The sequence below is a fragment of the Agromyces sp. Leaf222 genome, from assembly GCF_001421565.1.
Taxonomy (GTDB): Bacteria; Actinomycetota; Actinomycetes; order Actinomycetales; family Microbacteriaceae; genus Agromyces.
In genome coordinates this window covers 2,906,902-2,932,155 of the sequence record NZ_LMKQ01000001.1, presented here as the reverse complement: position 1 = coordinate 2,932,155, position 25,254 = coordinate 2,906,902, and the positions used below count along the sequence as shown (strand labels likewise).

General features: G+C 69.6%; 21 protein-coding genes. 16 read left to right on the top strand and 5 right to left on the bottom strand.

Translation table 11 applies throughout. The annotated features are described in order from the left end of the window. The first annotated feature begins 141 nt into the window (after positions 1–141). From atpB to ASE68_RS13115, 10 genes are all read left to right on the top strand, one after another. Positions 142–921: a F0F1 ATP synthase subunit A gene (gene atpB / locus ASE68_RS13160; protein ID WP_235480855.1), complete on the top strand. Its 780-nt coding sequence runs from the start codon at positions 142–144 to the stop codon at positions 919–921. A gap of 45 nt (positions 922–966) precedes the next feature. Further along, complete coding sequence (atpE, locus tag ASE68_RS13155) at positions 967–1,200, top strand: ATP synthase F0 subunit C (RefSeq protein ID WP_022888426.1); 234 nt, start codon at positions 967–969, stop codon at positions 1,198–1,200. A 28-nt stretch (positions 1,201–1,228) separates the two neighbouring features. Beyond that, positions 1,229–1,795: a F0F1 ATP synthase subunit B gene (locus tag ASE68_RS13150; RefSeq protein WP_055859419.1), complete on the top strand. Its 567-nt coding sequence runs from the start codon at positions 1,229–1,231 to the stop codon at positions 1,793–1,795. Between the two features lie 3 nt (positions 1,796–1,798). After that, entirely contained in the window at positions 1,799–2,596 is a 798-nt protein-coding gene (locus ASE68_RS13145; protein WP_055859416.1) for a F0F1 ATP synthase subunit delta, read from the top strand. A gap of 97 nt (positions 2,597–2,693) precedes the next feature. Next, positions 2,694–4,334: a F0F1 ATP synthase subunit alpha gene (gene atpA / locus ASE68_RS13140; protein WP_055859413.1), complete on the top strand. Its 1,641-nt coding sequence runs from the start codon at positions 2,694–2,696 to the stop codon at positions 4,332–4,334. Between the two features lie 47 nt (positions 4,335–4,381). Continuing rightward, on the top strand, positions 4,382–5,275 hold the full coding sequence (locus tag ASE68_RS13135) for a F0F1 ATP synthase subunit gamma (RefSeq protein ID WP_055859412.1): 894 nt from the start codon (positions 4,382–4,384) through the stop codon (positions 5,273–5,275). A gap of 23 nt (positions 5,276–5,298) precedes the next feature. Then, complete coding sequence (gene atpD / locus ASE68_RS13130) at positions 5,299–6,759, top strand: F0F1 ATP synthase subunit beta (protein WP_055859407.1); 1,461 nt, start codon at positions 5,299–5,301, stop codon at positions 6,757–6,759. 2 nt (positions 6,760–6,761) lie between these two features. Beyond that, entirely contained in the window at positions 6,762–7,022 is a 261-nt protein-coding gene (locus ASE68_RS13125) for a F0F1 ATP synthase subunit epsilon (RefSeq protein ID WP_055859404.1), read from the top strand. Positions 7,023–7,032: 10 nt separating this feature from the next. Continuing rightward, positions 7,033–7,605: an ATP-binding protein gene (locus ASE68_RS13120; RefSeq protein WP_055859401.1), complete on the top strand. Its 573-nt coding sequence runs from the start codon at positions 7,033–7,035 to the stop codon at positions 7,603–7,605. After that, a complete protein-coding gene (locus tag ASE68_RS13115; RefSeq protein WP_055859398.1) occupies positions 7,606–8,364 on the top strand; it encodes a YaaA family protein in 759 nt (252 codons plus the stop codon). A 19-nt stretch (positions 8,365–8,383) separates the two neighbouring features. On the opposite strand, the gene ASE68_RS13110 is transcribed toward ASE68_RS13115, so the two are convergent. Next, positions 8,384–9,043, bottom strand: a complete 660-nt coding sequence (locus ASE68_RS13110; RefSeq protein WP_082462375.1) for a DNA-3-methyladenine glycosylase I — start codon at positions 9,041–9,043, stop codon at positions 8,384–8,386. Positions 9,044–9,048: 5 nt separating this feature from the next. Beyond that, positions 9,049–9,540 (bottom strand): methylated-DNA--[protein]-cysteine S-methyltransferase, encoded by a 492-nt coding sequence (locus ASE68_RS13105; RefSeq protein WP_055859395.1) that lies wholly within the window; start codon positions 9,538–9,540, stop codon positions 9,049–9,051. Between the two features lie 199 nt (positions 9,541–9,739). Between ASE68_RS13105 and ASE68_RS13100 the strand changes: the two genes are divergently transcribed. Next, positions 9,740–10,936 carry a DUF4192 family protein gene (locus tag ASE68_RS13100; protein ID WP_055859392.1) on the top strand — a complete coding sequence of 399 codons (1,197 nt, stop codon included), beginning with the start codon at positions 9,740–9,742 and terminating at the stop codon, positions 10,934–10,936. Here ASE68_RS13100 and ASE68_RS13095 read toward each other — a convergent pair. Genes ASE68_RS13095 through ASE68_RS13085 form a run of 3 tightly spaced genes read right to left on the bottom strand, consistent with a single transcriptional unit; the run spans position 10,923 to position 14,254 of the window. After that, positions 10,923–12,371: an FAD-binding oxidoreductase gene (locus tag ASE68_RS13095; RefSeq protein WP_055859390.1), complete on the bottom strand. Its 1,449-nt coding sequence runs from the start codon at positions 12,369–12,371 to the stop codon at positions 10,923–10,925. The two genes, ASE68_RS13100 and ASE68_RS13095, sit on opposite strands and share 14 nt — an antisense overlap. After that, positions 12,371–13,759 (bottom strand): aspartate aminotransferase family protein, encoded by a 1,389-nt coding sequence (locus ASE68_RS13090; protein ID WP_055859387.1) that lies wholly within the window; start codon positions 13,757–13,759, stop codon positions 12,371–12,373. Before ASE68_RS13090 ends, ASE68_RS13095 begins: the two co-directional genes overlap by 1 nt. 12 nt (positions 13,760–13,771) lie before the next feature. Then, positions 13,772–14,254, bottom strand: coding sequence for an Lrp/AsnC family transcriptional regulator (locus tag ASE68_RS13085; protein ID WP_055859383.1), 483 nt, complete (start codon positions 14,252–14,254; stop codon positions 13,772–13,774). Positions 14,255–14,462: 208 nt separating this feature from the next. Here ASE68_RS13085 and ASE68_RS13080 point away from each other — a divergent pair, with 208 nt between their 5' ends. From ASE68_RS13080 to ASE68_RS13060, 5 genes are all read left to right on the top strand, one after another. Beyond that, positions 14,463–15,896: an aminobutyraldehyde dehydrogenase gene (locus ASE68_RS13080; protein ID WP_055861341.1), complete on the top strand. Its 1,434-nt coding sequence runs from the start codon at positions 14,463–14,465 to the stop codon at positions 15,894–15,896. 24 nt (positions 15,897–15,920) lie between these two features. Beyond that, a complete protein-coding gene (locus tag ASE68_RS13075) occupies positions 15,921–17,030 on the top strand; it encodes an FHA domain-containing protein (RefSeq protein ID WP_055859380.1) in 1,110 nt (369 codons plus the stop codon). After that, positions 17,027–17,869: a PP2C family serine/threonine-protein phosphatase gene (locus ASE68_RS13070; RefSeq protein ID WP_055859377.1), complete on the top strand. Its 843-nt coding sequence runs from the start codon at positions 17,027–17,029 to the stop codon at positions 17,867–17,869. The genes ASE68_RS13075 and ASE68_RS13070 overlap by 4 nt, the downstream gene beginning before the upstream one ends. A 109-nt stretch (positions 17,870–17,978) precedes the next feature. Beyond that, positions 17,979–19,394: a serine/threonine-protein kinase gene (locus tag ASE68_RS13065; RefSeq protein ID WP_055859374.1), complete on the top strand. Its 1,416-nt coding sequence runs from the start codon at positions 17,979–17,981 to the stop codon at positions 19,392–19,394. Further along, positions 19,394–25,252, top strand: a complete 5,859-nt coding sequence (locus tag ASE68_RS13060) for an Ig-like domain-containing protein (protein WP_055859371.1) — start codon at positions 19,394–19,396, stop codon at positions 25,250–25,252. The genes ASE68_RS13065 and ASE68_RS13060 overlap by 1 nt, the downstream gene beginning before the upstream one ends. Positions 25,253–25,254 lie beyond the last annotated feature (2 nt).

Here is a 25,254-nt window from a genome sequence, read left to right as displayed (position 1 = left end):
AGTAATGGAGATCCCCCCGGTAAACGCCTGCTTCGGCATGTGCGTGAAACCGTTCCGATGTTCGTCGTCGCGAGAGCAGAGCTCCACGCCCCGAAACAGGAGATAGCGCTGCTAGCTAACGCTCTGAACCTTCTGGTTCCGATGTCAACCAACGATGGTGAATTCCACGGGCCGTCGATCGACGAATTCTTCCCGGGAGCACTCCTCTTCGAAGACACCCCCTTCGAGATCAACCGCATCATGCTCGTCCGCTTCGTCGCGGTCGTGGCACTGCTCCTGGTCTTCTGGCTCGGCACGCGCCACATGCGCCTCGTGCCAGGCAGGTTCCAGAGCCTGCTCGAGATGGGTCTCGACCTGGTGCGCGTCAACGTCGCCGAAGACCTGCTGGGCAAGAAGGACGCCAAGCGGTTCCTGCCGATCCTCACGACGATGTTCTTCATGATCCTGTTCATGAACATCACGGGCATCATCCCGTTCCTGAACATCGCCGGCACCTCCGTCATCGGCGTGCCGCTCGTCCTCGCGATCGTCTCCTACATCACCTTCATCTACGCGGGTGTCAAGAAGAGCCCGAAGAACTTCTTCAAGAACTCGCTCTTCCCCTCGGGTGTTCCGTGGCCGGTCTACATCATCGTCACGCCGATCGAGCTCCTCTCGACCTTCGTGATCCGGCCGATCACGCTGACCCTTCGACTCATGATGAACATGATCGTCGGTCACCTCCTGCTCGTGCTCTTCTTCGCAGCCACGCAGTTCTTCGTCTTCACCCTCGGCGGATGGTGGACTCTCCTCGGTGCCGGAACGCTGGCCTTCGGGTTCGCCTTCACGCTGTTCGAGATCCTCGTCGCCTTCCTGCAGGCATACGTCTTCACCCTTCTCACCGCGGTCTACATCCAGCTCGCGGTCGCCGAAGAGCACTGAGCCCGGGCACCCGCCCAGAAACATCCCTAGGAAAGGAAACCCAACGTGGACGCAACCACCGTTCTCGCTGAGATCAACGGCAACATCGCGACGGTCGGCTACGGCCTCGCAGCCATCGGCCCGGCCATCGGCGTGGGCATCGTCGTCGGCAAGACCATCGAGGGCGTCGCTCGTCAGCCCGAGCTGGCCGGCCGTCTCCAGGTCCTGATGTGGATCGGTATCGCGTTCACCGAGGCGCTCGCCTTCATCGGTATCGCGACCTACTTCATCTTCGTCTGATCCACCCGCCGCAACTGAGGAGGCCAACGTGCTTCATGCAGTACTGAGCGCTGCAACCGAGGGTGGCGAGACCCACAGCCCGGTCCTTCCCGAGGGTTACGACATCCTCTGGTCGTCGGTCTGCTTCATCATCATCCTCATCTTCTTCTGGAAGTACGTGCTGCCGCGCGTCCAGACGATGCTCGATGAGCGTGCCGAAGCGATCGAAGGCAACATCGCGAAGGCCGACGAGGCCCAGCGCAAGGCCGAGGCCGCCCTCGAGGAGTACACCGCCCAGCTCGCCGACGCGCGCGCAGAGGCAGGCCAGATCCGCGAGACCGCTCGTGAAGACGGCAAGAAGATCGTCGCCGAGGCCAAGGACACCGCGGTGTCCGAGGCCGCTCGCGTCACCGCGAGCGCCCAGGCGCAGATCGAGGCCGAGCGCCAGTCCGCGCTCGTCTCGCTCCGCTCCGAGGTCGGCACCATCGCGATCGACCTGGCCTCCGGCGTCATCGGCGAGTCGCTGACCGACGACCAGAAGGCCCAGGCCGTGGTCGACCGGTTCCTCGCCGACCTCGAGGCGTCCGAGAAGGCCGCCGCAGGGGAGACGAAGTAGCCCATGGGTAGCGCTACGAGAGAGGCCCTGGCGGCGTCGCGAGCCACGCTCGCGTCGTCGGGCCAGGCCGACCTTTCGGTCGCCGAGGACCTCCTCGCCGCCGTTCGACTCATCGCCGGTTCCGGTCAGCTGCGCACCGCGCTCACCGACAACGAAGCCGATGCCGCGCAGAAGAGCGCGCTGGTTTCCAGCGTGCTCGGCGGGCGCATCGCTCCCGGAGCGGTGGCCCTGCTCACGGCGGCGGCATCGCAGCGGTGGTCGAGCCAGGCCGACTTCCTCGACGGCGTCGAGGAGCTGGGCTTCCGGGTCGCGGCCGACACCGCGGGCGAGGGCGTCGACCTCGACGCCGAACTCTTCGCGTTCGAGCGCGCCGTCGCGTCCGACTCGGAGCTCGAGCTCGTGCTCGGCTCCAAGCTCGGTGCCAGCGAGCCGAAGGCCCGCCTCGTCGAGCGGCTGCTCGGCTCGGGCAAGTCCGACCCGGCGACCGTGGTCGTCGTGCGTCACCTGGTGCTCTCGCCGCGCGGTCGCCGCATCGGCGAGATGCTCCGCGGCGCAGCATCCGTCATCGCCGACCAGCGCGGATTCGATGTCGCGACGGTCACGACCGCCGTGCCGCTGAGCGACGCGCAGCTGGCACGACTCGAGCAGGGACTCGCCATTCAGGCCGGTCGCCGCATCCGTTTCGACACCATCGTCGATCCCGCCGTGCTCGGCGGGGTCCGCGTGCAGATCGGCGACGACGTCATCGACGGCAGCGTCGCCTCGCGCCTCAGCTCGCTGAGGCAGAAGCTTGCCGGCTGACGCCGGACGACACCGACCGGCGTCCTGCGCCGTGACACACCAGTAGCTGGTCCTCCGGCACAGAAAAGGGCCTGGCCCTTCAGAAAAGGAAATGGCAATGGCAGAACTCTCCATCAGCCCCGATGAGATCCGCACGGCTCTCACGGAGTTCGCCTCGGCTTACGAGCCGGGCACGGCGCAGAAGACCGAGGTCGGATACGTCACCGACGCCGCCGACGGCATCGCGCACGTCGAGGGACTGCCCTCGGTCATGGCCAACGAGCTCATCCGCTTCGCGGACGGCACGCTCGGTCTCGCGCTGAACCTCGAGGAAGACGTGATCGGCGTCGTCGTCCTCGGAGAGTTCACCGGCATCGAGGCGGGCATGGAGGTGACCCGCACCGGCGAGGTCCTCTCGGTCCCCGTCGGAGAGGGCTACCTCGGCCGCGTCGTCGACCCGCTCGGCAACCCGATCGACGGCCTCGGCGAGATCACGGGCCTCGAGGGCCGCCGCGCGCTCGAGCTCCAGGCTCCCGGCGTCATGCAGCGCAAGTCGGTCCACGAACCGCTCCAGACCGGCATCAAGGCGATCGACGCCATGATCCCCGTCGGCCGCGGCCAGCGTCAGCTGATCATCGGCGACCGCCAGACCGGCAAGACGGCCATCGCGATCGACACGATCATCAACCAGAAGGCCAACTGGGAGTCCGGCGACGTCAACAAGCAGGTCCGCTGCATCTACGTCGCGATCGGCCAGAAGGGCTCGACCATCGCCTCGGTGAAGGGCGCCCTCGAAGACGCCGGAGCCATGGAGTACACGACGATCGTCGCGGCACCGGCCTCCGACCCCGCCGGCTTCAAGTACCTCGCCCCGTACACCGGCTCGGCCATCGGCCAGCACTGGATGTACGCCTCCAAGCACGTCCTCATCATCTTCGATGACCTGTCGAAGCAGGCCGAGGCCTACCGTGCCGTGTCGCTGCTCCTCCGTCGTCCGCCGGGACGCGAGGCGTACCCCGGTGACGTCTTCTACCTGCACTCGCGTCTGCTCGAGCGTTGCGCGAAGCTCTCCGACGAGCTCGGCGCGGGCTCGATGACCGGCCTGCCGATCATCGAGACCAAGGCGAACGACGTGTCGGCCTACATCCCGACCAACGTGATCTCGATCACCGACGGCCAGATCTTCCTCCAGTCCGACCTCTTCAACGCCAACCAGCGTCCCGCGGTCGACGTGGGCATCTCGGTGTCGCGTGTCGGTGGCGACGCCCAGGTGAAGTCGATCAAGAAGGTCTCCGGCACGCTGAAGCTCGAGCTCGCGCAGTACCGCTCGCTCGAGGCGTTCGCGATGTTCGCGTCCGACCTCGACGCGGCCAGCCGTCGCCAGCTCGCTCGCGGCGCACGCCTCACCGAGCTGCTCAAGCAGCCGCAGTACTCGCCGTACCCCGTCGAGGAGCAGGTCGTCTCGATCTGGGCCGGCACGAACGGCAAGCTCGACGAGGTCCCGGTCGAGGACATCCTGCGCTTCGAGCGCGAGCTCCTTGACTTCCTCGGTCGCAACACGTCGGTGCTCAGCGACCTCCGCGAGACCAACGTGCTGTCCGACGAGACCGTCGCGACGCTCGAGTCCTCGGTCGACAAGTTCAAGCTCGAGTTCCAGACCGGAGAGGGCAAGCCGCTCGCATCCGTCGGCTCGGAGCAGTTCGAGCCGATCGACGCCGAATCGGTCAACCAGGAGCAGGTCGTCAAGTCGAAGCGCTGAGCGCCTCGACACGACTGATCGATCGACTCTAGGACTACAGGAGAGACATGGGAGCGCAACTTCGGGTCTACCGGCAGAAGATCAAGTCTGCCCAGACGACGAAGAAGATCACGAAGGCGATGGAGCTCATCGCCGCCTCGCGCATCCAGAAGGCGCAGGCTCGTGTGGCCGCATCGTCGCCGTACTCGCGAGCCATCACGCGTGCCGTCTCGGCGGTCGCGACGCACTCGAACGTCGAGCACGTGCTGACCACCGAGCCCGAGCGCATCGAGCGCGCGGCGGTCGTGATCCTCACGTCCGACCGCGGTCTCGCGGGTGCGTTCAACTCGCAGGTGCTCCGCGAGGCGGAGCAGCTCAGCGAGCTGCTGCGCTCCGACGGCAAGGAAGTCAGCTACTTCCTGGTCGGCCGCAAGGCGGTCGGGTACTTCGCGTTCCGGCGTCGTGAGTCCGAGCAGCAGTGGACCGGCAGCTCGGAGAACCCGTCGTTCGAACTCGCGAAGGAGATCTCCGACGCGGTGCTCGAGGCGTTCCTCCGCGATGCGACCGATGGTGGCGTCGACGAGATCTTCGTGGTGTACAACCGCTTCGTCAGCATGATGACCCAGACTCCCTCGGTCGTGCGGCTCCTGCCGCTCGAGGTCGTCGAGGGCGTCGAGGAGCCGGCGTCGATCGAGCCGCTCTACGAGTTCGAGCCCGACGCCGAGACCGTGCTCGACGCGCTGCTTCCGGTCTACATCGAGAGCCGCATCTTCAACGCGCTGCTGCAGTCGTCCGCGGCCAAGCACGCGGCGACCCAGAAGGCGATGAAGTCGGCGAGCGACAATGCCGACAACCTCATCACCGACTACACCCGCCTTGCGAACAACGCACGCCAGGCCGAGATCACGCAGCAGATCTCCGAGATCGTGGGCGGCGCCGATGCGCTCGTCGCCGCCAAGTAGCAACTCAGAAAAGAGAGAGCAGAATGACTGACACCGCAACCGCGCCGGTCGCCGAGCGTGCCGCCGGCGCCGTCGGGCGCATCGCACGCGTCACCGGCCCCGTCGTCGACATCGAGTTCCCCCACGACTCGATCCCCGAGATCTACAACGCGCTGAAGACCACCGTCACCATCGGTGACGCGAGCACGGTCCTGACCCTCGAGGTCGCGCAGCACCTCGGCGACGACCTCGTCCGCGCCATCGCACTGAACCCGACCGACGGTCTCGTGCGCGGCCAAGAGGTCACCGACACCGGCGAAGCCATCTCGGTGCCCGTCGGCGACGTCACCAAGGGCAAGGTCTTCAACGTCATCGGCGATGTGCTGAACGCCGAGCCCGGCGAGCAGATCGAGATCACCGAGCGCTGGCCGATCCACCGCAAGCCCCCGGCATTCGACCAGCTCGAGTCGAAGACGCAGCTCTTCGAGACCGGCATCAAGTCGATCGACCTCCTCACGCCCTACGTGCAGGGTGGAAAGATCGGCCTCTTCGGTGGTGCAGGTGTCGGCAAGACGGTCCTCATCCAGGAGATGATCCAGCGTGTCGCGCAGGATCACGGTGGTGTGTCGGTGTTCGCCGGTGTCGGCGAGCGCACCCGTGAGGGCAACGACCTCATCCACGAGATGGAGGAGGCAGGCGTCTTCGACAAGACCGCCCTCGTCTTCGGCCAGATGGACGAGCCGCCGGGAACGCGTCTGCGCGTCGCCCTCTCCGCGCTCACGATGGCGGAGTACTTCCGCGACGTGCAGAAGCAGGACGTGCTGCTCTTCATCGACAACATCTTCCGCTTCACGCAGGCCGGTTCCGAGGTCTCCACGCTGCTCGGCCGCATGCCGTCCGCCGTGGGCTACCAGCCGAACCTCGCCGACGAGATGGGCGTCCTCCAGGAGCGCATCACCTCGACGCGCGGTCACTCGATCACCTCGCTGCAGGCGATCTACGTGCCGGCCGATGACTACACCGACCCGGCCCCGGCGACCACGTTCGCGCACCTCGATGCGACCACCGAGCTCTCGCGTGCCATCGCGTCGAAGGGTCTGTACCCGGCCATCGACCCGCTGACCTCGACGTCGCGCATCATGGACCCCCGTTACCTGGGCGCCGACCACTACCGCGTGGCGACGACGGTCAAGCAGATCCTGCAGAAGAACAAGGAACTCCAGGAGATCATCGCCATCCTCGGTGTCGACGAGCTCTCCGAAGAGGACAAGATCACGGTCTCGCGCGCACGTCGCATCGAGCAGTTCCTCTCGCAGAACACCTACATGGCCAAGAAGTTCACGGGTGTCGAGGGTTCGACGGTTCCGCTGAAGGACACCATCGAGTCGTTCGACGCGATCGCCCGTGGTGACTTCGACCACGTCGCCGAGCAGGCCTTCTTCAACGTCGGCCCCATCACCGATGTCGAAGAGAACTGGGCTCGCATCCAGAAGGAGAACGGCTGAGCATGGCCGCACTCAAGGTGAGCGTCGTCTCGGCCGACCGGGAGATCTGGTCGGGCGAGGCGTCCATGGTGGTCGCTCGCACGGTCGAGGGCCAGATCGGCATCCTGCCGGGACACGAGCCGATGCTCGCGGTCCTGGCCGCCGGAGAGGTTCGGGTGTCCCTGCCCGACGGTGAGAAGATCACCGCGAATGCCGAAGACGGCTTCCTCTCGGTGCAGTCGAACACCGTCCAGATCGTCGCGTCCCGCGCCGAACTGGCCTGAGGTTCAGCGGATGCCGGGGGAGCAGCCGCTCGATCGACAGTTCGGTGAGCTGTCCATCACGCAACTCGTCGTCATGGCGGGTCTGCCCGGAGCCGGGAAGTCGACGATCGCCGAGATCGTCGGCGCCCGGCTCGGGGCGACCGTCGTGTCGGTCGACCCGATCGAGTCTGCGATTCTGCGGGCCGGAATCGACGCCGGTGAGCCCACGGGGCTCGCGGCCTATCTCGTTGCTGAAGAGATCGCCGAGAAGGAACTCTCGTCGGGTCGAACGGTGATCGTCGATGCGGTGAACGCCGGTGAGGCGGCTCGCCTGCAGTGGCGTGACCTCGCGGTTCGCACCGAGGTGCGACTTCGAGTCGTCGAGGTCGTCTGCTCCGACGAAGCGCTGCACCGGTCCCGGCTCGCGAAGCGCGAGCGCAACCTGCCGCATCTCGAAGAGACGACCTGGCGCGCCGTCGAGCAGAGCCTCGAGGGCTACGCGCCCTGGACCGGGCCGTCCTCGGCCCTTCCTCGCGTGTCGATCGACAGCATCGAGTCGCTGGGCGCGAACGTCGACGCGACGCTCGCGTTCCTCGCATCGTAGATGCTGTTCCTCCTGCCGCCTTCGGAGACGAAGCGCGCGGGTGGCGTCGGTGCGCCGCTCGACCTGTCGAAGCTGTCGTTCACCGAACTCTCGCCGCTGCGGAACGAGCTCGCCGACCGACTCGTGGCGTTGAGTGCCGATGAGCCTGCGGCGATGCGTGCGCTGAAGCTCGGTCCGCGATTGGCGGGCGAGGTCGAGCACAACCTGGCCTTGCGGACATCGCCCACCATGCCAGCCCTCGACCGGTTCACCGGAGTGCTCTTCGACGCCCTCGATGCCGGAACGCTCGATGCCGACGCACGCGCCTTCGGCGGCGAGACGGTGGTCGTGCACTCGGCGCTGTTCGGCCTCGTGGGTGCCATGGACCCGATTCCGGCGTATCGCCTCTCGCACGACTCCCGGGTTCCGGGCGTGGTGCTGAAGCGCTTCTGGCGAGAGGCGATCGCGCAGCGCATCGCGTCGTACGACGGCCTCGTCGTCGACCTCCGCTCCGAGGCGTACGCCGAAATCGGCCCGGCACCCGCTCGCGACGGCAGCGTCTTCGTGCGCGTCGTCGCGGTCGATGACGGCGGACGCCGTCGTGCACTCAACCACTTCAACAAACAGGCCAAGGGTCGCTTCACACGCCGGCTGCTCGAGACCCGGCCCGATCTCGCCACGGTCGAGGACCTCGTGAACTGGGCCGGTGCCGAAGGGTTCGCCATGGCGTTCGGCGCGGCGAACGCCGGCGCCCCGATCGAACTCGATCTCGTCGCCTGACGGCCCTCATGCTCCGGCGCTACGCGACCGGTCGAGCTGCCGCGTCGTCGACGGCTGTGGCGGTGTCTGCGGATGCGTCTGCGGATGCATTCGCGTCTGCGTGAGCCGTCGAGCGGAAGCACCCGCCCAAGTGATCGTCGACGAGTCCGGCGGCCTGCATGAGCGCGTACATCGTGGTCGGGCCGACGAACCGGAATCCGCGGGCACGCAACTCCTTGCTGAGCGCCGTGGACTCGGCCGTCACCGCCGGGACCTCGGCGAAGGTCGCCGGCGCTGTCGGGCGACGCTCGGGAGCGAACGACCAGATGAGCTGATCGATCGGCAGGTCGAGCTCGAGGGTCGCGCGAGCGTTCTGGATCGTCGCCTCGATCTTGCCGCGATGCCTGATGATGCGCTCGTCGCCGAGCAGCCGCAGCACGTCGGTCTCGCCCATTGCCGCGACCCGCTCGACGTCGAAGCCGTGGAACACCTCTCGGAACGCGGGACGGCGGCGGAGGATGGTGATCCACGAGAGCCCGGCCTGGAATCCCTCGAGGCAGACCTTCTCGAACAGTCGCACGGGATCGTGCTGCGGAGTGCCCCATTCCTCGTCGTGATAGCGGCGGTACTCGGGATCGGTGCCGCTCCACCCGCAGCGCACCGCGTCGTCTTCGCCCCGGATGAGCTCTGGGCGGGGGATCACGCTCACGCGGCGAACCCGATCTGCTCGTGCCCGAGGAGCCAGAGCTTCGTGGGCACGCCTTCGCCCGCCGAGTAGCCGGTGATTCGGCCGTCGGAGGCGAGTACGCGGTGGCAGCCGACCAGGATCGGCACCGGGTTGGCGCCGACTGCACCACCGATGGCACGGGCGGAGCCGGGCTTGCCGACCGCGGCGGCAAGCGCGCCGTACGAGGTGGCGTCACCCCACTGCAGGAGTTGCAGGCGGCTCCACACCGCGCGCTGGAACTCGGTGCCGTGGAGGCGCACGGGCACGTCGAAGTCGGTGCGCGCTCCGGCGAAGTACTCGCGGAGCTGGGTGAGCGCGAGGTCGAGCACGGCGTTGCGGTGTTCGGCGTCGCCATCGTGGGGGAGCGCGCCGTCGCGCTCGATGGAGAGGGAGGTGACGGCGTCGTCGTCTGCGAGGAGTTCGAGCCGCCCGATGGGGCTCTCGAGTCGTGCGAGGAACAGGTCGGTCATGGTTCGAGCGTAGCTGCGGCATCCGACATCGACTCGCGGGAATCGGACATGGGGCGACCTCGTCGACGGGTGCGCGCTGTGGAGGAGCGGTGGTCCACGCTCGACGACTCGTCCTCGACAGGCGCGGCCGCATCCGAACCTCGGCCGGAAGTCGGTTGGCGGCCGCGACGAGCCTGCGGCGGTGCCCGACGCTGGCCGCATGACCGCCATCATCCGCGCCGCATCGGCGCATGACTTCCTCGCCCTCGTGCCGACCCTCGCCGGGTTCAGACCGGAGCACTCGCTCCTCTGCGTCGTCTTCGTCGGCAACCGCACCGTCGGCGTGCTCCGCCACGACCTGCCGGCCACAGCGGAAGACGACGACCGACTCGTCGCCGCCGTCATCGGCACCATCTGCCGCATCCCCGACGTCGACGCGATCGTGCCGATCGTCTACACCGATGAGCGGTTCGCCGACGCCGGGCGGATGCCCCGGCGCGACCTCCTCGAACTCGTGGCGGATCGTGCCGGCCACGCCGGGTTCACCGTCCGGGACGCGCTCTGCCAGGCGGCCGACGGATGGTGCTCGCTGCTGGACCCCGATGCTCCGGCCACCGGGCAGCCGCTTGCGATACTCGAGGCGAGCGCCGTCCTTCGCGAGGTGCCAGAGGAGGAGCGGCTCGCTGCGGTCTCCGGCGCCGCGGCGCTCCCGCCGGTCGATGCCGTGCGGGCGGCGGCGATCGCGGCGGCCATCGCCGAGTTCCGCGGACTGCCGAGCCTCGAGGCCGCCGTGGCCGGACTCGCGGGTGACGCCGACCCGGTCGAACTCGTCGAATCGCTGATCGCCAGGCCACGACGGCGCCCTGTGGACGCGCGACGGGCGGCGTGGCTCCTGCACCTCGCCTCGCGTCCTGCGCTGCGCGACGCGATGATGCTGCAGATCGCCTTCGGGCGCATGATGGGCGAACTCGCCCACGACCGGTCGGGTCGAGGTGATGCGGCAGGTGAGGCCGCCGTCGCGAGGGAGGGGTGCGGCACGCTGCACGACGGAGCGTGGTCAGGGGCGGAACCCGACGATGCGCTCGACGACGTGCTCGCCAGGCTCATCATCGGTCGATCGATGCTCCGACCGGATCCTGCCCGGGTCGAGCGGGGACTGTCGGTGCTGCGGGAGTCGATCGCTCACGCCCCGGAGGACGTGCGGCCAGGATCGCTCTGCATCGCGGGATGGCTCGCATGGTCGATCGGGCGCGGGTCGGTGGCGGGCGCGTTCCTCGACGCGGCGCTCGAGATCGAACCCGATCACTCGATGGCGAACCTGCTCGAGCAGCACATCGGGTCGGGCGCGCTCCCCGAATGGGTGTTCCTCCGCCCGGGCTCGGAGGACGAGCACCACGGAGCGGTCAGTGGCCTGTGAGCCGGCCCACCGCGCGGGCGACGAGCGAGGACCGGCCGGTCGTCCGTTCCTCGAGGTCGGCGACCTGCATGCCGAGCACGCCGAGATTCGCGCCGAGGTAGCGCAGGGGCTCGGGCTCCCACAGCGGGGACCGGTGGTTCGCCCACGGCAGGCGCGTGAGGTCGGTGTCCCGCTCGAAGATCAGGTCGGCGAGGGTGCGACCGGCCAGGTTCGTCGTCGAGAGCCCGTCTCCCACGTAGCCCCCGGCGAATCCGACTCCGGTGCGCGGGTTGTAACTGGCCGTGGCATGCCAATCGCGCGCGATGCCGAGCGGTCCGCCCCAGCGGTGGGTCACCGCGGCATCTCTGGCGGCCGGAAACAGCTCCTTCAGCGTTCGATGCAGATGCTCGAACACGGCATCCACGCGTTCGAAGGCGGGGTCGACGGCGCTGCCCCAGTGGTAGGCGGCGCCACGACCGCCGAACGCGAACCGGTTGTCGGCGGTTCGCTGCCCATAGATCAGCAGGTGTCGGAAGTCGCTGAAGGTCTGGCCGTGCTGGATGCCGATCTCGTCCCACACCTCGTCGGCCAGTGGCTCGGTCGCGATCATCAGCGAGTAGAGCGGAAGGATGCGACGGCGCACACGAGGCAACTGCGAGCCGAAACCCTCGAGGGCGACGATGACGTTGCGAGCCGCGACACTGCCCTCGACTCCGCTGTCGACCGCGCGGAACCGCACGCGACCCGCGGCCCAGTCGAGCACCTCGGTGCGTTCGAAGATCGTGACGCCGGCCGCCTCGACGACCCGCGCGAGTCCCCGCACGAGCTTGCCGGGGTGGACGCGTGCGCAGTCGGGGTCGAACGTCGCCGTCGGAAGCGCCCCGCCGAGGCCGCTGACCCCGAAGCGGGAGGCGACCTCCTGCTCGCCGAGCAGTCGCGTGCGGTCGACGCCGTACTGTCGAGCCTCCTCCACCTCTTCGACGGCGGCTCGACGTTGCACGGCATCGCGTGCGAACACGAGCGTGCCACCCTGCACGAAGTCGCAGTCGATCGACTCGCGACGCGTCACGGCACCGACCTCGGCGACCGTCTCGACCATCGCACGCCGCATCGCGACCGCGGCCTCGAGTCCGTCGCGACGCTCGATCGCGCCCGCCGTACGCGGGAACAGGGCCGAGCACCAACCGCCGTTGCGTCCGGACGCGCCGTATCCGGCGATCTCGCGCTCGAGCACCGCGATGCGGAGGGTCGGGTCCTGCGAGATGAGCGAGTACGCGGTCCAGAGCGCCGTCAGGCCGCCGCCGATCAGGCACACGTCGAAACGGGCATCGGAGGTCAGCGCGGCGCGCGGACGCAGCTCGTCGAGTCCGGACTCGACGAGGGAGTCGAACCAGAGACCCGTCGACCGGTATGCCGCCACGGATCCGTCCGTGGCGGCATGCAGGGGTCGGGGCATCAGATCTTCGTCGAGGCTTCGGTGAGCACTCCGCGGAGGATCTGCTCGATCTCCTGGAACTCGGCAGGGCCGATGGTGAGCGGCGGCGCGAGCTGGATGACGGGGTCGCCCCGGTCGTCGGCTCGGCAGTACAGGCCGGCGTCGAACAGCGCCTTCGAGAGGAAGCCGCGCAGCAGGCGCTCGGCCTCGTCGTCGTTGAAGGTCTCCTTCGTGCCCTTGTCCTTCACGAGCTCGATGCCGAAGAAGTACCCGTCGCCGCGCACGTCGCCGACGATCGGCAGGTCGAGGAGCTTCTCGAGCTCGGCGCGGAAGAGCGGCGAGTTCTCGCGCACGCGCTCGTTCAGGCCCTCCTCCTCGAAGATGTCGAGGTTCTCGAGCGCGACCGCGGCCGAGACCGGGTGCCCTCCGAAGGTGTACCCGTGGTAGAACGACGTCTCGCCGGTGGCGAACGGCTCGTAGAGCTTCTCGGAGATGATGGTCGCGCCGATGGGGGCGTAGCCGGAGGTCATGGCCTTGGCGCACGTGATCATGTCGGGCACGTAGCCGTACGCGTCGCACGCGAACATGTGGCCGATGCGGCCGAACGCGCAGATGACCTCGTCGGAGACGAGCAGCACGTCGTACTGGTCGCAGATCTCGCGCACCCGCTTGAAGTAGCCGGGGGGAGGCGGGAAGCAGCCGCCGGAGTTCTGCACGGGCTCGAGGAACACCGCGGCGACGGTCTCGGGGCCTTCGAAGAGGATCTGCTCCTCGATGCGGTTCGCCGCCCAGAGGCCGAACGCCTCGATGTCCTCGGAAGGGGCGCCCATCTCCGCGGCGCGGTAGAAGTTCGTGTTCGGCACGCGGAATCCGCCGGGGGTCACCGGTTCGAACATCTCCTTGATGGCGGGGATGCCGGTGATCGCCAGGGCGCCCTGCGGCGTGCCGTGATAGGCGACCGAGCGCGAGATCACCTTGTGCTTCGTCGGGCGGCCCTGCAGCTTCCAGTAGTACTTGGCCAGCTTGAAGGCGGTCTCGACCGCCTCGCCGCCACCCGTCGAGAAGAACACGCGGTTCAGGTCGCCGGGGGCGTGGGTCGCGAGCCGGTCGGCCAGCTCGATGGCCGCGGGATGCGCATACGACCAGATCGGGAAGAAGGCGAGCTCCTCGGCCTGGCGCGCCGCGACCTCCGCGAGGCGCTTGCGCCCGTGGCCCGCGTTGACGGTGAAGAGGCCGGCGAGGCCGTCGAAGTACTTGCGGCCCTCGATGTCGAAGACGTGGTGGCCCTCGCCCCTCGTGATGATCGGCACCCCGGAGGAGTGCATCGTGGACTGCCTGGCGAAGTGCATCCACAGGTGGTCGTTGGCCATGCGCTGCAGCGTGGCATTGTCCCGTACACGATCTGTCATGATCGATCCCTTCTAGCGAGTGCCCCAGTTGTAGAACTGCTTCTGGAGTTTGAGGTAGACGAACGTCTCGGTCGAGCGCACTCCCGGCAGGTTGCGGATGCGCGAGTTCAGCAGTGTGATGAGCTCGTCGTCGTTCTCGCACACCACCTCGGCCAGCACGTCGAAGCTGCCGGCCGTGAGCACGACGTAATCGATCTCGGCCAGCTCGGCGAGGCTCGCCGCCAGTTCCCTCGTGTCGCCGGAGGCGCGGATGCCGATCATCGCCTGGCGCGTGAAGCCGAGCTGCATCGGATCGGTCACCGCCACGATCTGCATCACGCCGGACTCGGTGAGGCGCTGGACGCGCTGGCGGACGGCGGCCTCGGACAACCCGACCGCCTTGCCGATGTCGGCGTAGGAGCGGCGACCGTCGGCCTGCAGCTGTTCGATGATCGCCTTCGAGACGTCGTCGAGGTGCACGGGCCGCGCCGCAGCCGTTCGTGCCGTGTTCGTCATGCGACCGATTGTGTCAGCGAGATTGGCCTTCGGCAAGGGATTCCGTCGAAATTCCTGCCGAACGCAACGAATTCCCACCCAAATACTCGCGGAAGACCGCGGGATCCGATTAGCATGGCGGGCAGTGTCGCGCGGGTTGCCGCGCCCGGATCCGGTGTCCGCCGGTGACGGACCGCAGACGTTCGCGCATCGCGACGAGGAGAGCATCATGACGACAGCACCCGTACGGAACTTCATCGACGGCGCGTACGCCGAGGCGCACGGGGAGACGTCGCTGGACCTCATCGATCCGGCGACCGAGGAGGTCTACGCGACCTCGCCGATCTCGAACGACGAGGACGTTCGAGACGCGTATCGCGCGGCATCCGACGCCTTCGAGGTCTGGGGCGAGACGACGCCGGCCGAACGTCAGCTCGCCCTGTTCCGCATCGCCGATGCCATGCAGGACCGGGCAGAGGAGTTCGCCGACCTCGAGTCGCAGGACACCGGGAAGCCGCGGGCGAGCCTCGTCGCGGACGAGATCATGCAGTCCGTCGACCAGCTGCGGTTCTTCGCCGGCGCGGCTCGCAACCTCGAGGGACGGGCCTCCGCCGAGTACCTGGCCGGACACACCTCGTTCATCCGCCGCGAGCCGATCGGCGTCATCGGCCAGGTCACGCCGTGGAACTACCCGCTCAACATGGCGGTGTGGAAGGTCGCTCCGGCGATCGCCGCGGGCAACACGGTCGTGCTGAAGCCCTCGGACACGACCCCGCTCGCCACGCTCCTGCTCGCCGAGGTCGCGGCGGAGTTCCTGCCGAACGGCGTGCTGAACGTCGTCACCGGCGACCGCACCACCGGTGCCGCAGTGCTCGGCCACGATCGCGCCCAGATGGTCGCGATCACCGGGTCGGTGCGGGCCGGCATGGAGGTCGCGCGCGCCGCGGCCTCCGACCTCAAGCGCGTGCACCTCGAGCTCGGCGGCAAGGCGCCCGCGATCGTCTTCGCCGACGCCGACCTCGAGCAGGCGGCCGCCGGCATCGTCACCGCCGCGTACTTCAACGGCGGCCAGGACTGCACCGCAGCCACGCGCGTGCTCGTGCACGAGTCGGTGCACGACCGGTTCGTGGAACTGCTCGTCGCGCACGCGGCATCCGATGCCCGAACGGGCGGGCCACGCGAGGAGGGCGTGCTCTACGGGCCGCTGAACAACGCGAACCAACTCGCCCAGGTCGCCGGGTTCATCGATCGGCTGCCTGCCCATGCCCGGATCGTCGCCGGCGGCCGTCGCCAGGGCGACCGCGGCTACTTCTGGGAGGCGACGATCGTCACGGGCCTCGAGCAGCACGACGAGGCCGTGCAGCGCGAGATCTTCGGTCCCGTGCTGACCGTGCAGCCGTTCACCGACGATGCCGACGCGCTGGCGAAGGCGAACGGCGTCGACTACGCGCTCGCCTCGTCGGTCTGGACGACCGAGCACACGCGGGCCATGCGGTTCGCCAAGCACCTCGACTTCGGCTGCGTCTGGATCAACACCCACATCCCGTTCGTGTCCGACATGCCGCACGGCGGGTTCAAGCACTCCGGGTACGGCAAGGACCTCTCGAACTACGGTTTCGAGGACTACACCCGCATCAAGCACGTGATGAGCGCGATCGGCTGACCCGGTCTGGTGCAGACTGGGCACATGGTCGCCGGAACCGTGACGAGCGCGTCTCGCATCGGGGCGATGGACTGGGACGTCGTCATCGGCGACCGGTTCATCGCCGTGCTCGCCGCCCCCGCCGAGGAGTTGGCGCTCGCCGAACTCGCCGCGGTCACGGGCGACGCCGATGTCAGCATCGAGCGACTCGTGCAGGCGATCCCGGCCGTGGGCCCCGCGGACCTCGACGATCGCGGTTTCGCCGTGGTGCTGTGGCCGAGGGACGGCACCGAGATCGTCACGGCCGTCGTGCGGGGCGACGCGGTCGTCGACCTCGACTCGCCCGGAGGGTCGAGACGCTTCGACGCTCGAGGCATCCGCCCGTGGCACCTCGCCGAGTTCCGCGACGTGACCGGCGTGCGGTTGACGGGCGCCGACGCCCCGGTGCGCTCGAGCAGTGCGACGATCGGCGTCGCGGCGGGCGCGATCGCACCCGCGCGCGCCCGGCTCAGGGCCTCGGACGTCGTCTGGTCGCCCGTCGAGCATGCCGTCGAGCGGGCCGTCGAGCGGCCAGTCGACCAGATCGTCGGGAGCCGAGCGGATGCCGGTGGCGGGCCGACGAGCGACGCCGACACGGTGCTCCGCGACGGGGTGATCGACGCCACGGTCGCGCTCGCGTCCGGCGCGGACGCCGAGCAGGATCCCGACGCCGACCGATGGCCGGAGGCGCCGACGTCCGAAGCCGCGCCGAGCGCGTTCGCTCCAGGCGCCCCTCCGAGGGTGCGGATCGGGTACGGCCTCGCGAGGACGGTCACGGTGCCGATTCTGGTCGGCCGGCGTCCGCTCGCGCCGCGCGCACCCTCGGCGGCCGCGACGGCGCCGGAGCTCGTGCCCGTTCGCTCGCCGAACGGCGTGATATCCGGCACCCATCTCGAGCTCCGCGTGCAGGGCGAGCGACTGGTCGCGACCGACCTGCGTTCGACCAACGGCACCGTGATCCGGACGTCGACCGGCGTGCGTCGGATGCGCGCCGGTGAATCGATCGTCGTCGTGCCGGGCAGCTCCCTCGACCTCGGAGACGGTACGATCATCGAGGTCCTCCCAGCCAGCGACGAAGCACCCCGTCCGACCCGAACCGACAGGCCCCACTCGTGACACAGATCGGAAACGGCAACACCCGTCATCCGATCGTGCTGCCCGACGGCACGAGGATCACGATCTCGTGGGCCGCGGCGACCGACACGGGCCACCGCCGCCAGGTCAACGAGGACAGCTTCGTCGCGCAGGCTCCGGTCTTCTCCGTCGCCGACGGCATGGGCGGCCACGCCGCAGGCGACTTCGCCAGCGCAGCCGTGGTGACCCGCCTCGCCGAGCACGGCGGCAAGACCGTGATCGGCACGGCCGAGATTGACCAGTCGCTTCGGCTCGCGGTGCAGGACATGGAGCGCGGCACGGGCGTCACCGACGAGGGCAGCGGCACGACCGTCACGGGCGCCGCACTCGGCCTCATCTCCGACGAGCCCGCCTGGATCGTGTTCAACATCGGCGACTCGCGGGTCTACCGACTCGTCGGCGGCGTGCTCGAGCAGCTGACCGTCGACCACTCGATCGTGCAGGAGCTCGTCGACGCCGGGCAGATCACCCGAGACGAGGCCGACACGCACCCGCACTCGAACGTGATCACGCGAGCCGTCGGCTTCCACGAATCGCCGATCCCCGACTACCGCGCCATCGCCGTCGAACCCGGCATGCGCCTGCTGATCTGCTCCGACGGGCTCACGAAGGAGCTCACGTCGTACGGCATCCGCCACTTCCTGATGGCCGACCGGTCGGCCGAACGCGTGACCGAGCACCTCCTCGACGCCGCACTCGGCAACGGCGGGCGCGACAACGTCACGGTGCTCGTCGTCGACGTGCTCGACGTGACCAGGCCGGAGGCCGGCCCGGAGCAGGCGGGGGCCGACGGCGCGATCGATTCGCCCGCGGCATCCTGAGCGCTTCGGGGAGACCCTCGAACGGGCGTCGCACCGACCTACAATGAGCAGACCGGTGCCACCGGTATCGAGTGACGGCGCCCACCGGCATCCGAGGTCGAGGAGGATCGTGTCGAGACGACTGCCGTCAACCGCGCCGAACCTCCCGGGCTTCTCGTTCGTCAGGGTGCTCGGGTCGGGCGGATTCGCCGACGTGTTCCTCTACGAGCAGAACATGCCGCGGCGACTCGTGGCCGTCAAGGTGCTGCTCGCCGAGGTCGTCGTCGATGCGGCGCGGCAGATGTTCCAGGCCGAGGCCGACGTCATGGCGCAGCTCTCGTCGCACCCGTCGATCCTCACCGTGTACCAGGCGAGCGTCGCCGCCGACGGGCGACCGTACCTCGTCATGGAGTTCTGCCCGTCGACGCTCGGCCAGCGCTACCGCACCACGTCGCTGCCGCTCGCCGAGGTGCTCGCGATCGGCGTGCGCATCGCGAGCGCCGTCGAGACCGCGCATCGCAACGGCGTGCTGCACCGCGACATCAAGCCGTCGAACATCCTCACCACCGCCTACGGGCATCCCGTGCTCTCGGACTTCGGCATCGCGGCGAGGCTCGGCGCGATCTCCTCCACCGACGCGGTCGGGCTCTCGGTGCCGTGGTCGGCGCCCGAGGTGCTCATCGACGACGCCGGCACGGTCGCGAGCGAGGTCTGGTCATTGGGCGCGACGGTCTACTCGCTGCTCGCCGGCCGGAGCCCGTTCGAGCAGCCGGGCGGCGACAACGCGGTCGGGCGCGTCTCGGCCCGCATCCGCAACGGCAAGCTCCCGCCCACCGGCCGCGACGACGTGCCCGTCTCGCTCGAGCGCGTGCTCGCCCGCGCGATGTCCAGGCGACCGGCCGACCGGCAGTCGAGCGCCGTCGAGTTCGTGCGAGACCTGCAGGCCGTCGAGGAGGAGCTGTCCCTGCCGCAGACGCCGCTCGAGGTCGTCACGGAGGACTGGGCGCTCGCCGTCGCCGTCGACCTCGACGAGCGGACCCGCATCATCTCCGTCCCGTCGGCGGCGACCACGCCGGATCGCCGCGCCCGCCGCACCAGGCGACCCGGCGACCGCATGGGCGCGACCACGCTGCGCTCGGACACGCGCTCCGAACCGAGCGGGTCGCCGTCGTCGGCGTCGCACGCACCCCGGCGCATGCTCTGGGGCCTCTCGGCGGTGGCCGTGCTGCTCGTCGGCATCGCGCTCGCCGGCGCGTACCTCGTGGCCTCGACGACGACGCCCATCCCGGTCGTGACCGGCGTGCGGGCGGCGGTCGACGACGACGACGCCACCGTGACCTTCACCTGGGACGATCCGGGACTGCAGGGCGGCGACGCGTACCTCGTGAGCATCGACGGGGCCCCGCGCCCCGCGCAGCGCGACGAGCGCCTCGACGTCGTCGCGTCCGACGGCGACCACCTCTGCGCGAGCGTGACCGTCACGCGCGACGGCAAGACCGGGCGTCCGAGCGAGGAGCGCTGCGTGGACGTCGACACGGAGGGCTGATGAGGCTGCCCTCGCTCGTCTCCCGACATCGGTCCGCCGTCGCGACGGCGGCGGTCGGCATGGCCGTCGTATCGACGATCGTGGCCGTCGCCGTGGCATCCGGCGGGTACTCGGCCGAGCGGGTCGACCTCGGGGACGCGTCCGTCTGGGTCGCCAACGACGGCCTCCAGTCGGTGGGCCGGGCGAACACCTCCGTGCACGAGCTGAACACCATCGTCGAGACGGGCGGGTCGACGACGCAGATCGCCCAGCGAGGCCAGACGGTGCTCGCCCTCGACACCGAGCGCGCGACGGTCGCGGTGATCGATCCGATGAACTCGACCGTCCAGGAGACGGTCGCGGTGCCGCCCGCCAGCAGCATCGCGATCACGTCGTCGAAGGTCGTGGTCTCCACGGGCGCCGACGTCTGGACGATGCCGTCCGACCAGATCGTCGACCTGCAGGTCGACACCGACCCGACGCTCACGTTCGGACCGGGCAGCGTGACGTCGGTCGCGCCCGACGGGCGCCTCTTCGCCTACACGCCGACGACCGGCATCGTGCGCAGGGTCGACGTCGACGAGTCGGAGTCCGTGGTCGAGCAGTGGCAGACGGAGCTCTCCGACACGGCGGCCGAGTTCCAGATCACGTCGGTCGGCGGCCGGTGGGCGGTGCTCGACGGGCGGACCCTGACGCTCTACCTCGCCGACCGCAAGGTCGAACTCGGCCAGGTCGTGCAGTCGGCCGACGACCCGAGGCTGCAGGAGCCGTCCGTCGACGGCGACGCGGTCGCCATCGCGTCGCGCGACGGCCTCATCATGGTCGATCTGGCCGACGGGGCCGTCCAGACGGTGCAGGTCCCGCAGGCCGGTGGCTCCGCGACGGCGCCGGTGCGCCACGGCGGCTGCCTGAATGCGGCGTGGTCGGCCGGCACCGCCTGGCGCGCGTGCGACGGCGAGACGGCGGAGCGGTTCCCGCTCGATACGGCGACCACCGCCGACCTCGTGTTCCTCGTGAACGGGCGGTCCCTGGTGCTGAACGATCGCGGCTCCGGCCGCAGCTGGGCGGCCTCAGCCGACTACGGGCTCATCGACAACTGGGACCAGCTGCTCGCGACCGAGTCCGACGACGAGACCGTCGAACGGCCCGACGCCGAAGACCCCGCGCCGCTCGAGCGCAGCCAGGCCGACCCGCTGGCCGCCGACGACGCCTTCGGCGCCCGACCCGGTCGCGCGTCGACGCTGCCGGTGCTGCTGAACGACTACGACCCGAACGGCGACGTGCTCGTGATCGCCGCGCTCGATGTCGTGCCGCCCCCCGGCGTGAGGCTCGACCTCGTCTCCGATCGCCAGCAGGTCCAGGTCAGCCTCGACGAGACGGTGACCGAGGGCTTCTCCTTCGGCTACACGGTCGACGACGGTCGGGGCGGCAGCGCCGCGGCATCCGTGACCGTGCAGGTGCGCACCGACGACCAGAACGGCCCGCCGCAGCAGGTGCGCGATCGCTCCGCGGCCGTGGAGACCTCCGGACGGTCGACCACGGCGGTGCTCGGCGACTGGGTCGACCCCGACGGCGACCCGTTCTTCCTCCGCTCAGCCAGCGCCCCGGGCGACAAGGTGTCGTTCACGCCCGACGGCTCCGTCGTGTTCGACGAAGTGCAGCACCAGCCGGGCGAGCGGCGGGTCGCCCTCGTCGCGGCCGACGGCCGCGACGAGGGCGCGGGATCCCTCGATATCGACGTGCGCGCGCCGGGCACCGTTCCCCTGATCGCGGAGTCGTTCGTCGTGCTCGCCGCCGCGGGCGAGGAGGTGCGGGTCGATCCCCTCCGGCATGTGCACGGGGGAACGGGCCACGCGGTGCTCACGAGTGTGCCCGCGAAGCAGGACGCGGTCATCACGCCCGACTACGACGGCGGGACCTTCCGCTTCAAGAGCTCGGCCGAGCGCACGCATTACCTCGAGTACGTCGTCACCGACGGGAGCTCGGCGCCCGTCACCGGATTGATCCGGGTCGAGGTCGAGGCCGGATCCGATCGGGACACGATGCCGATCACGGTGCCGCACACCGCCTTCCTCCGGGTCGGCCAGCCCATGGACGTCGACGTGCTCGCCACGGACATCGACCCGACCGGGGGCGTGCTCGTGCTCACCGACCTCATCGGCGCCGACGCGAAGGAGTTCCGGGTCGCCCTGATCGACCACCGCATCCTGCGTGTCGAGCTGCTCGGACCGCTGCCGCTCGGATCGGTGACCTTCGGCTACCGGGTGAGCAACGGTCTCGGCGAGGCCGAAGGCGCCGTCACGGTCGTGGAGGTGCCGACAGCCGACACGATCCAGCCGCCGGTCGCGAACCCCGATACGGCGTCGGTTCGCACAGGAGACGTCATCGACGTGCCGGTGCTCGCGAACGACGAGCAGCCCGACGGCCTCCCGCTCGCGATCGATCCGGAGCTCGTCGAGCAACCGGTCGACGGCCTGCTCTTCGTCAGCGGCGACCGCCTGCGCTACTTCGCTCCCGACGAACCAGGGGAGTACGACGCGAAGTACACCATCGGCGCCGGCGGACAGGAGGCGACGGCGATGGTGCACCTGTCGGTGCGCTCCGCCGACCCCGAGACGAACTCCCCGCCCGTGCCGCCCGAGATCACCGCGCGCGCCCTCTCGGGCGACACGGTGCGCATCGCCGTTCCATTGGGCGGAACCGACCCCGATGGGGACTCCGTGCTGCTGGTCGGCCAGGAGTCGAACCCCGAGCTCGGCACCGTCGTCGAGACCGGACCCGACTGGCTCGACTACCAGGCCGGCGAGTACTCGGCCGGCACCGACACGTTCACCTACACGGTCGTCGACTCGCTCGGCGAGGGGGCGACCGGCACGGTCAGGGTGGGCATCGCCGCGCGGGCCGACGGCGCGAGGAATCCCATCGCGGTCGAGGACAGCGTGGTCGTGCGACCGGGGCGCACCCTGTCGGTCCGGGTGCTCGCGAACGACACGGACCCCGATGGCGACAGCCTCACGCTGACCGACGTCGTCGAGCAACAGGTCGGTGCGCCCGCCACGAAGGTGGGCGACCAGATCGACGTGGTGGTGCCGCAGGGCGACGGCGAGTACGGGTTCCAGTACACGATCGCGAATGAACGCGCCGGCACGGCGTCGAGCTTCCTCACGGTCGTCGCTCGCGAGGATGCCCCGCTCGCGCGACCCGAGGTCGACGACGTGGTCCTGAACCTGACCGACATCATCGACCGCGACCGGGTCGACGTCGACGTGCTCGCCGATGCGTTCCTCGCCGATGCCGACGTGGCCGACGTCGAGGTCGGCCTCCTGCCCGAATTCGACGAGGGCGCAGAGGTACTCCGCGACGGCCGCATCCGGGTGGCGGTCGAGGACCGCCGACGGATCATCCCGTTCTCCCTGACGCACCCCGACGACCCCGGCGTGGTGTCGTACGCCTTCATCCGCGTGCCGGGCCGCGACGACGCGCTGCCGCAGCTTCGACGCGACGCGCCCGACGTCGAGGTGCGCAGCGGCGAGAGCGTGCAGCTCGACATCGAGGACTTCGTGATCGCGGCGTCCGGCCGCCCGGTGCGCATCACCGATGCGGCGACGGTGCGGGCCGCGCACAGCGACGGCACCGACTCGTGGGTCGACGACCAGACCCTGCGCTTCCGGAGCGAGGCGGGGTACTTCGGGCCGGCGTCGATCTCGTTCACGGTCACCGACGGCGAGTCGGCGACCGACCCCACCGGGCGCACGGGCACCATCGTGATCCCGATCGAGGTGCAGCCGACGCAGAACCAACCGCCCAAGTTCCTGGGCGGCTCGATCGACTTCGAGCAGGGCGTGGCCAAGACGATCGACCTCGTGAAGCTCACCAACCACCTCTACGAGGAGCGGGACGACGAGTTGAAGTACCGACTGCTCGAACCGTTGCCCGAAGGCTTCGACCTCGAGCTCGACGGGCAGCGGCTGACGATCACGCCGACGGCGAACGCGGTCTCCGGCACGCAGGGGTCGGTCGCGGTCGCGGTCGTCGATGCCACGGGCGAGGGCGAGCCCGGACGCATCGACCTGCAGGTCGTGCCCTCGACGAGGCCGCTCGCCCGGCCCGTCGCCGATCGGGCCGTCGCACGGCGCGGCGAGACGACGAGCGTCGACGTGCTCGCGAACGACGACACCACGAATCCGTTCCCCGGCACGCCACTGCGCGTCGAGGCGCTCAAGGGTCTCGACGCGCTGCCAGCCGGCGTCTCGGTCACGCGCGACGGCGACGGCTCGACGCTGCTCGTGCGGGTCGCGGAGGACGCCGAGCCGGTGAACACCACGCTGCAGTACCAGGTCTCCGACGCGACCGGCGATCCGGAGCGGTTCGCATGGGGTACCGTGACCGTCTCGGTGCAGGACCGACCGGACCCCGTGACGGCGCCTCGGGTGACCGGGTTCGGCGATCGCAGCCTCGACCTCGTCTTCGGTGCCGGTGCGTTCAACAACTCGCCGATCACGGGATACGAGATCAGCCTGCTCGAACCCGGTTCGTCCGACGTGCTCGCGAAGAGCGAGTGCACGGCGACGAACTGCCGGGTGCCGACCCTGGGCAATGGCCGGGCGAACGCCGTGGTGCTGCGGGTGCAGGCCCGCAACGGCGTCGGGCTCTCCGACCCGGTCGACGCGCCGGGGCCGATCTGGTCGGATGTCGTGCCGCCGGCACCGGGCGAGGTCGTCGCCGCCCCGCTCGACGGGCGCCTCCAGCTCGGCTGGGCTCCGGTCTCGGCCGGTGCCGGAAGCCCCGTGCACTCCTACGTGCTCGTCGTCGGGGGCGTGCCGGTCGAGGTCGATGCAGCCTCGGTGTGCACGGCATCGCGGTGCCAGGTCGACTCGAGAGCGCTCGAGAACGGCAGTCTCGTCGAGTTCTCGGTGAGCGCGCGCAACGAGGCGTATCCGGCCATGGCGGTGTGGGCGGACGCCAAGGGGTCGGGCACGCCGTTCGGTCCGCCCGTCGCCGGCAGCATCAGCGTCGTCGGCGATGCGATCGCCGGCACCGTCACGGTGACCTGGACTCCCTTCGGCGGCAACGGCGACCCCATCGGCGGGTACTTCGTGCAGCGCCTCGCCGATGGGGCGACCACACCCCCCTCGGGTCCGCAGAGCTGCGTGGTGACCTCTCCCGCCCCCGGCACGGTCGTCGCCCCGTCGCGCGGCGGCGCCGTCTCCGAAATGGTCAGAGTGGGGCCGGATGCATCGAGCGTGCAGTTCACGGGCACCACGGCCGAGGCCGCGAGGTACTCCTTCGTCGTCTGGGGGTTCAACCGTTCCGCCTGCGTGAGCACCGGGGTCGGCACCATCGTGGTGCGCGAGCCCCCCGGACCGATCTCGTCGGTGCAGAGCGGCATGGACTGGATGACGCAGGACGCGTGGGACCGGTACATCTCGAAGGTCGAGCCGAACCAGCGACTGCAGATCGTCGCGGTCGACGCCGACGGCGTGCAGCTCGGCGCCCCCAAGGACTTCACCGGCTCGGGGTGGCTCCGTGCCGTCCTCGGGCGACCCTTCGGCGAGACCGCCCGGTTCCAGGTGCGTTCGTGTTCGCCGTGGGGCAGCTGCGGGCCATGGTCGGAGATCCTGCCGGCCGACGCGCAGCCGTCGCTCACGTTCGCGTTGCCGTCGCGCGCGTGGGACGGGGAACGTGCGGAGTGGTCGTGGGACTCCGAGCCCGACAACTCCGGGATCCCGGCGAACTTCCGATGCGGCATCGTCGGCGACGACATCGGGGTCGCGGCGCAGCGGGAGACGAGCTGCCGCGTGCCCGACGCACTGCCCGGTGACCGCGTCTGGTTGGATGTTGAGGTCGCCGGCGTGAAAGTGAGGTATCAGAACCCGTGATC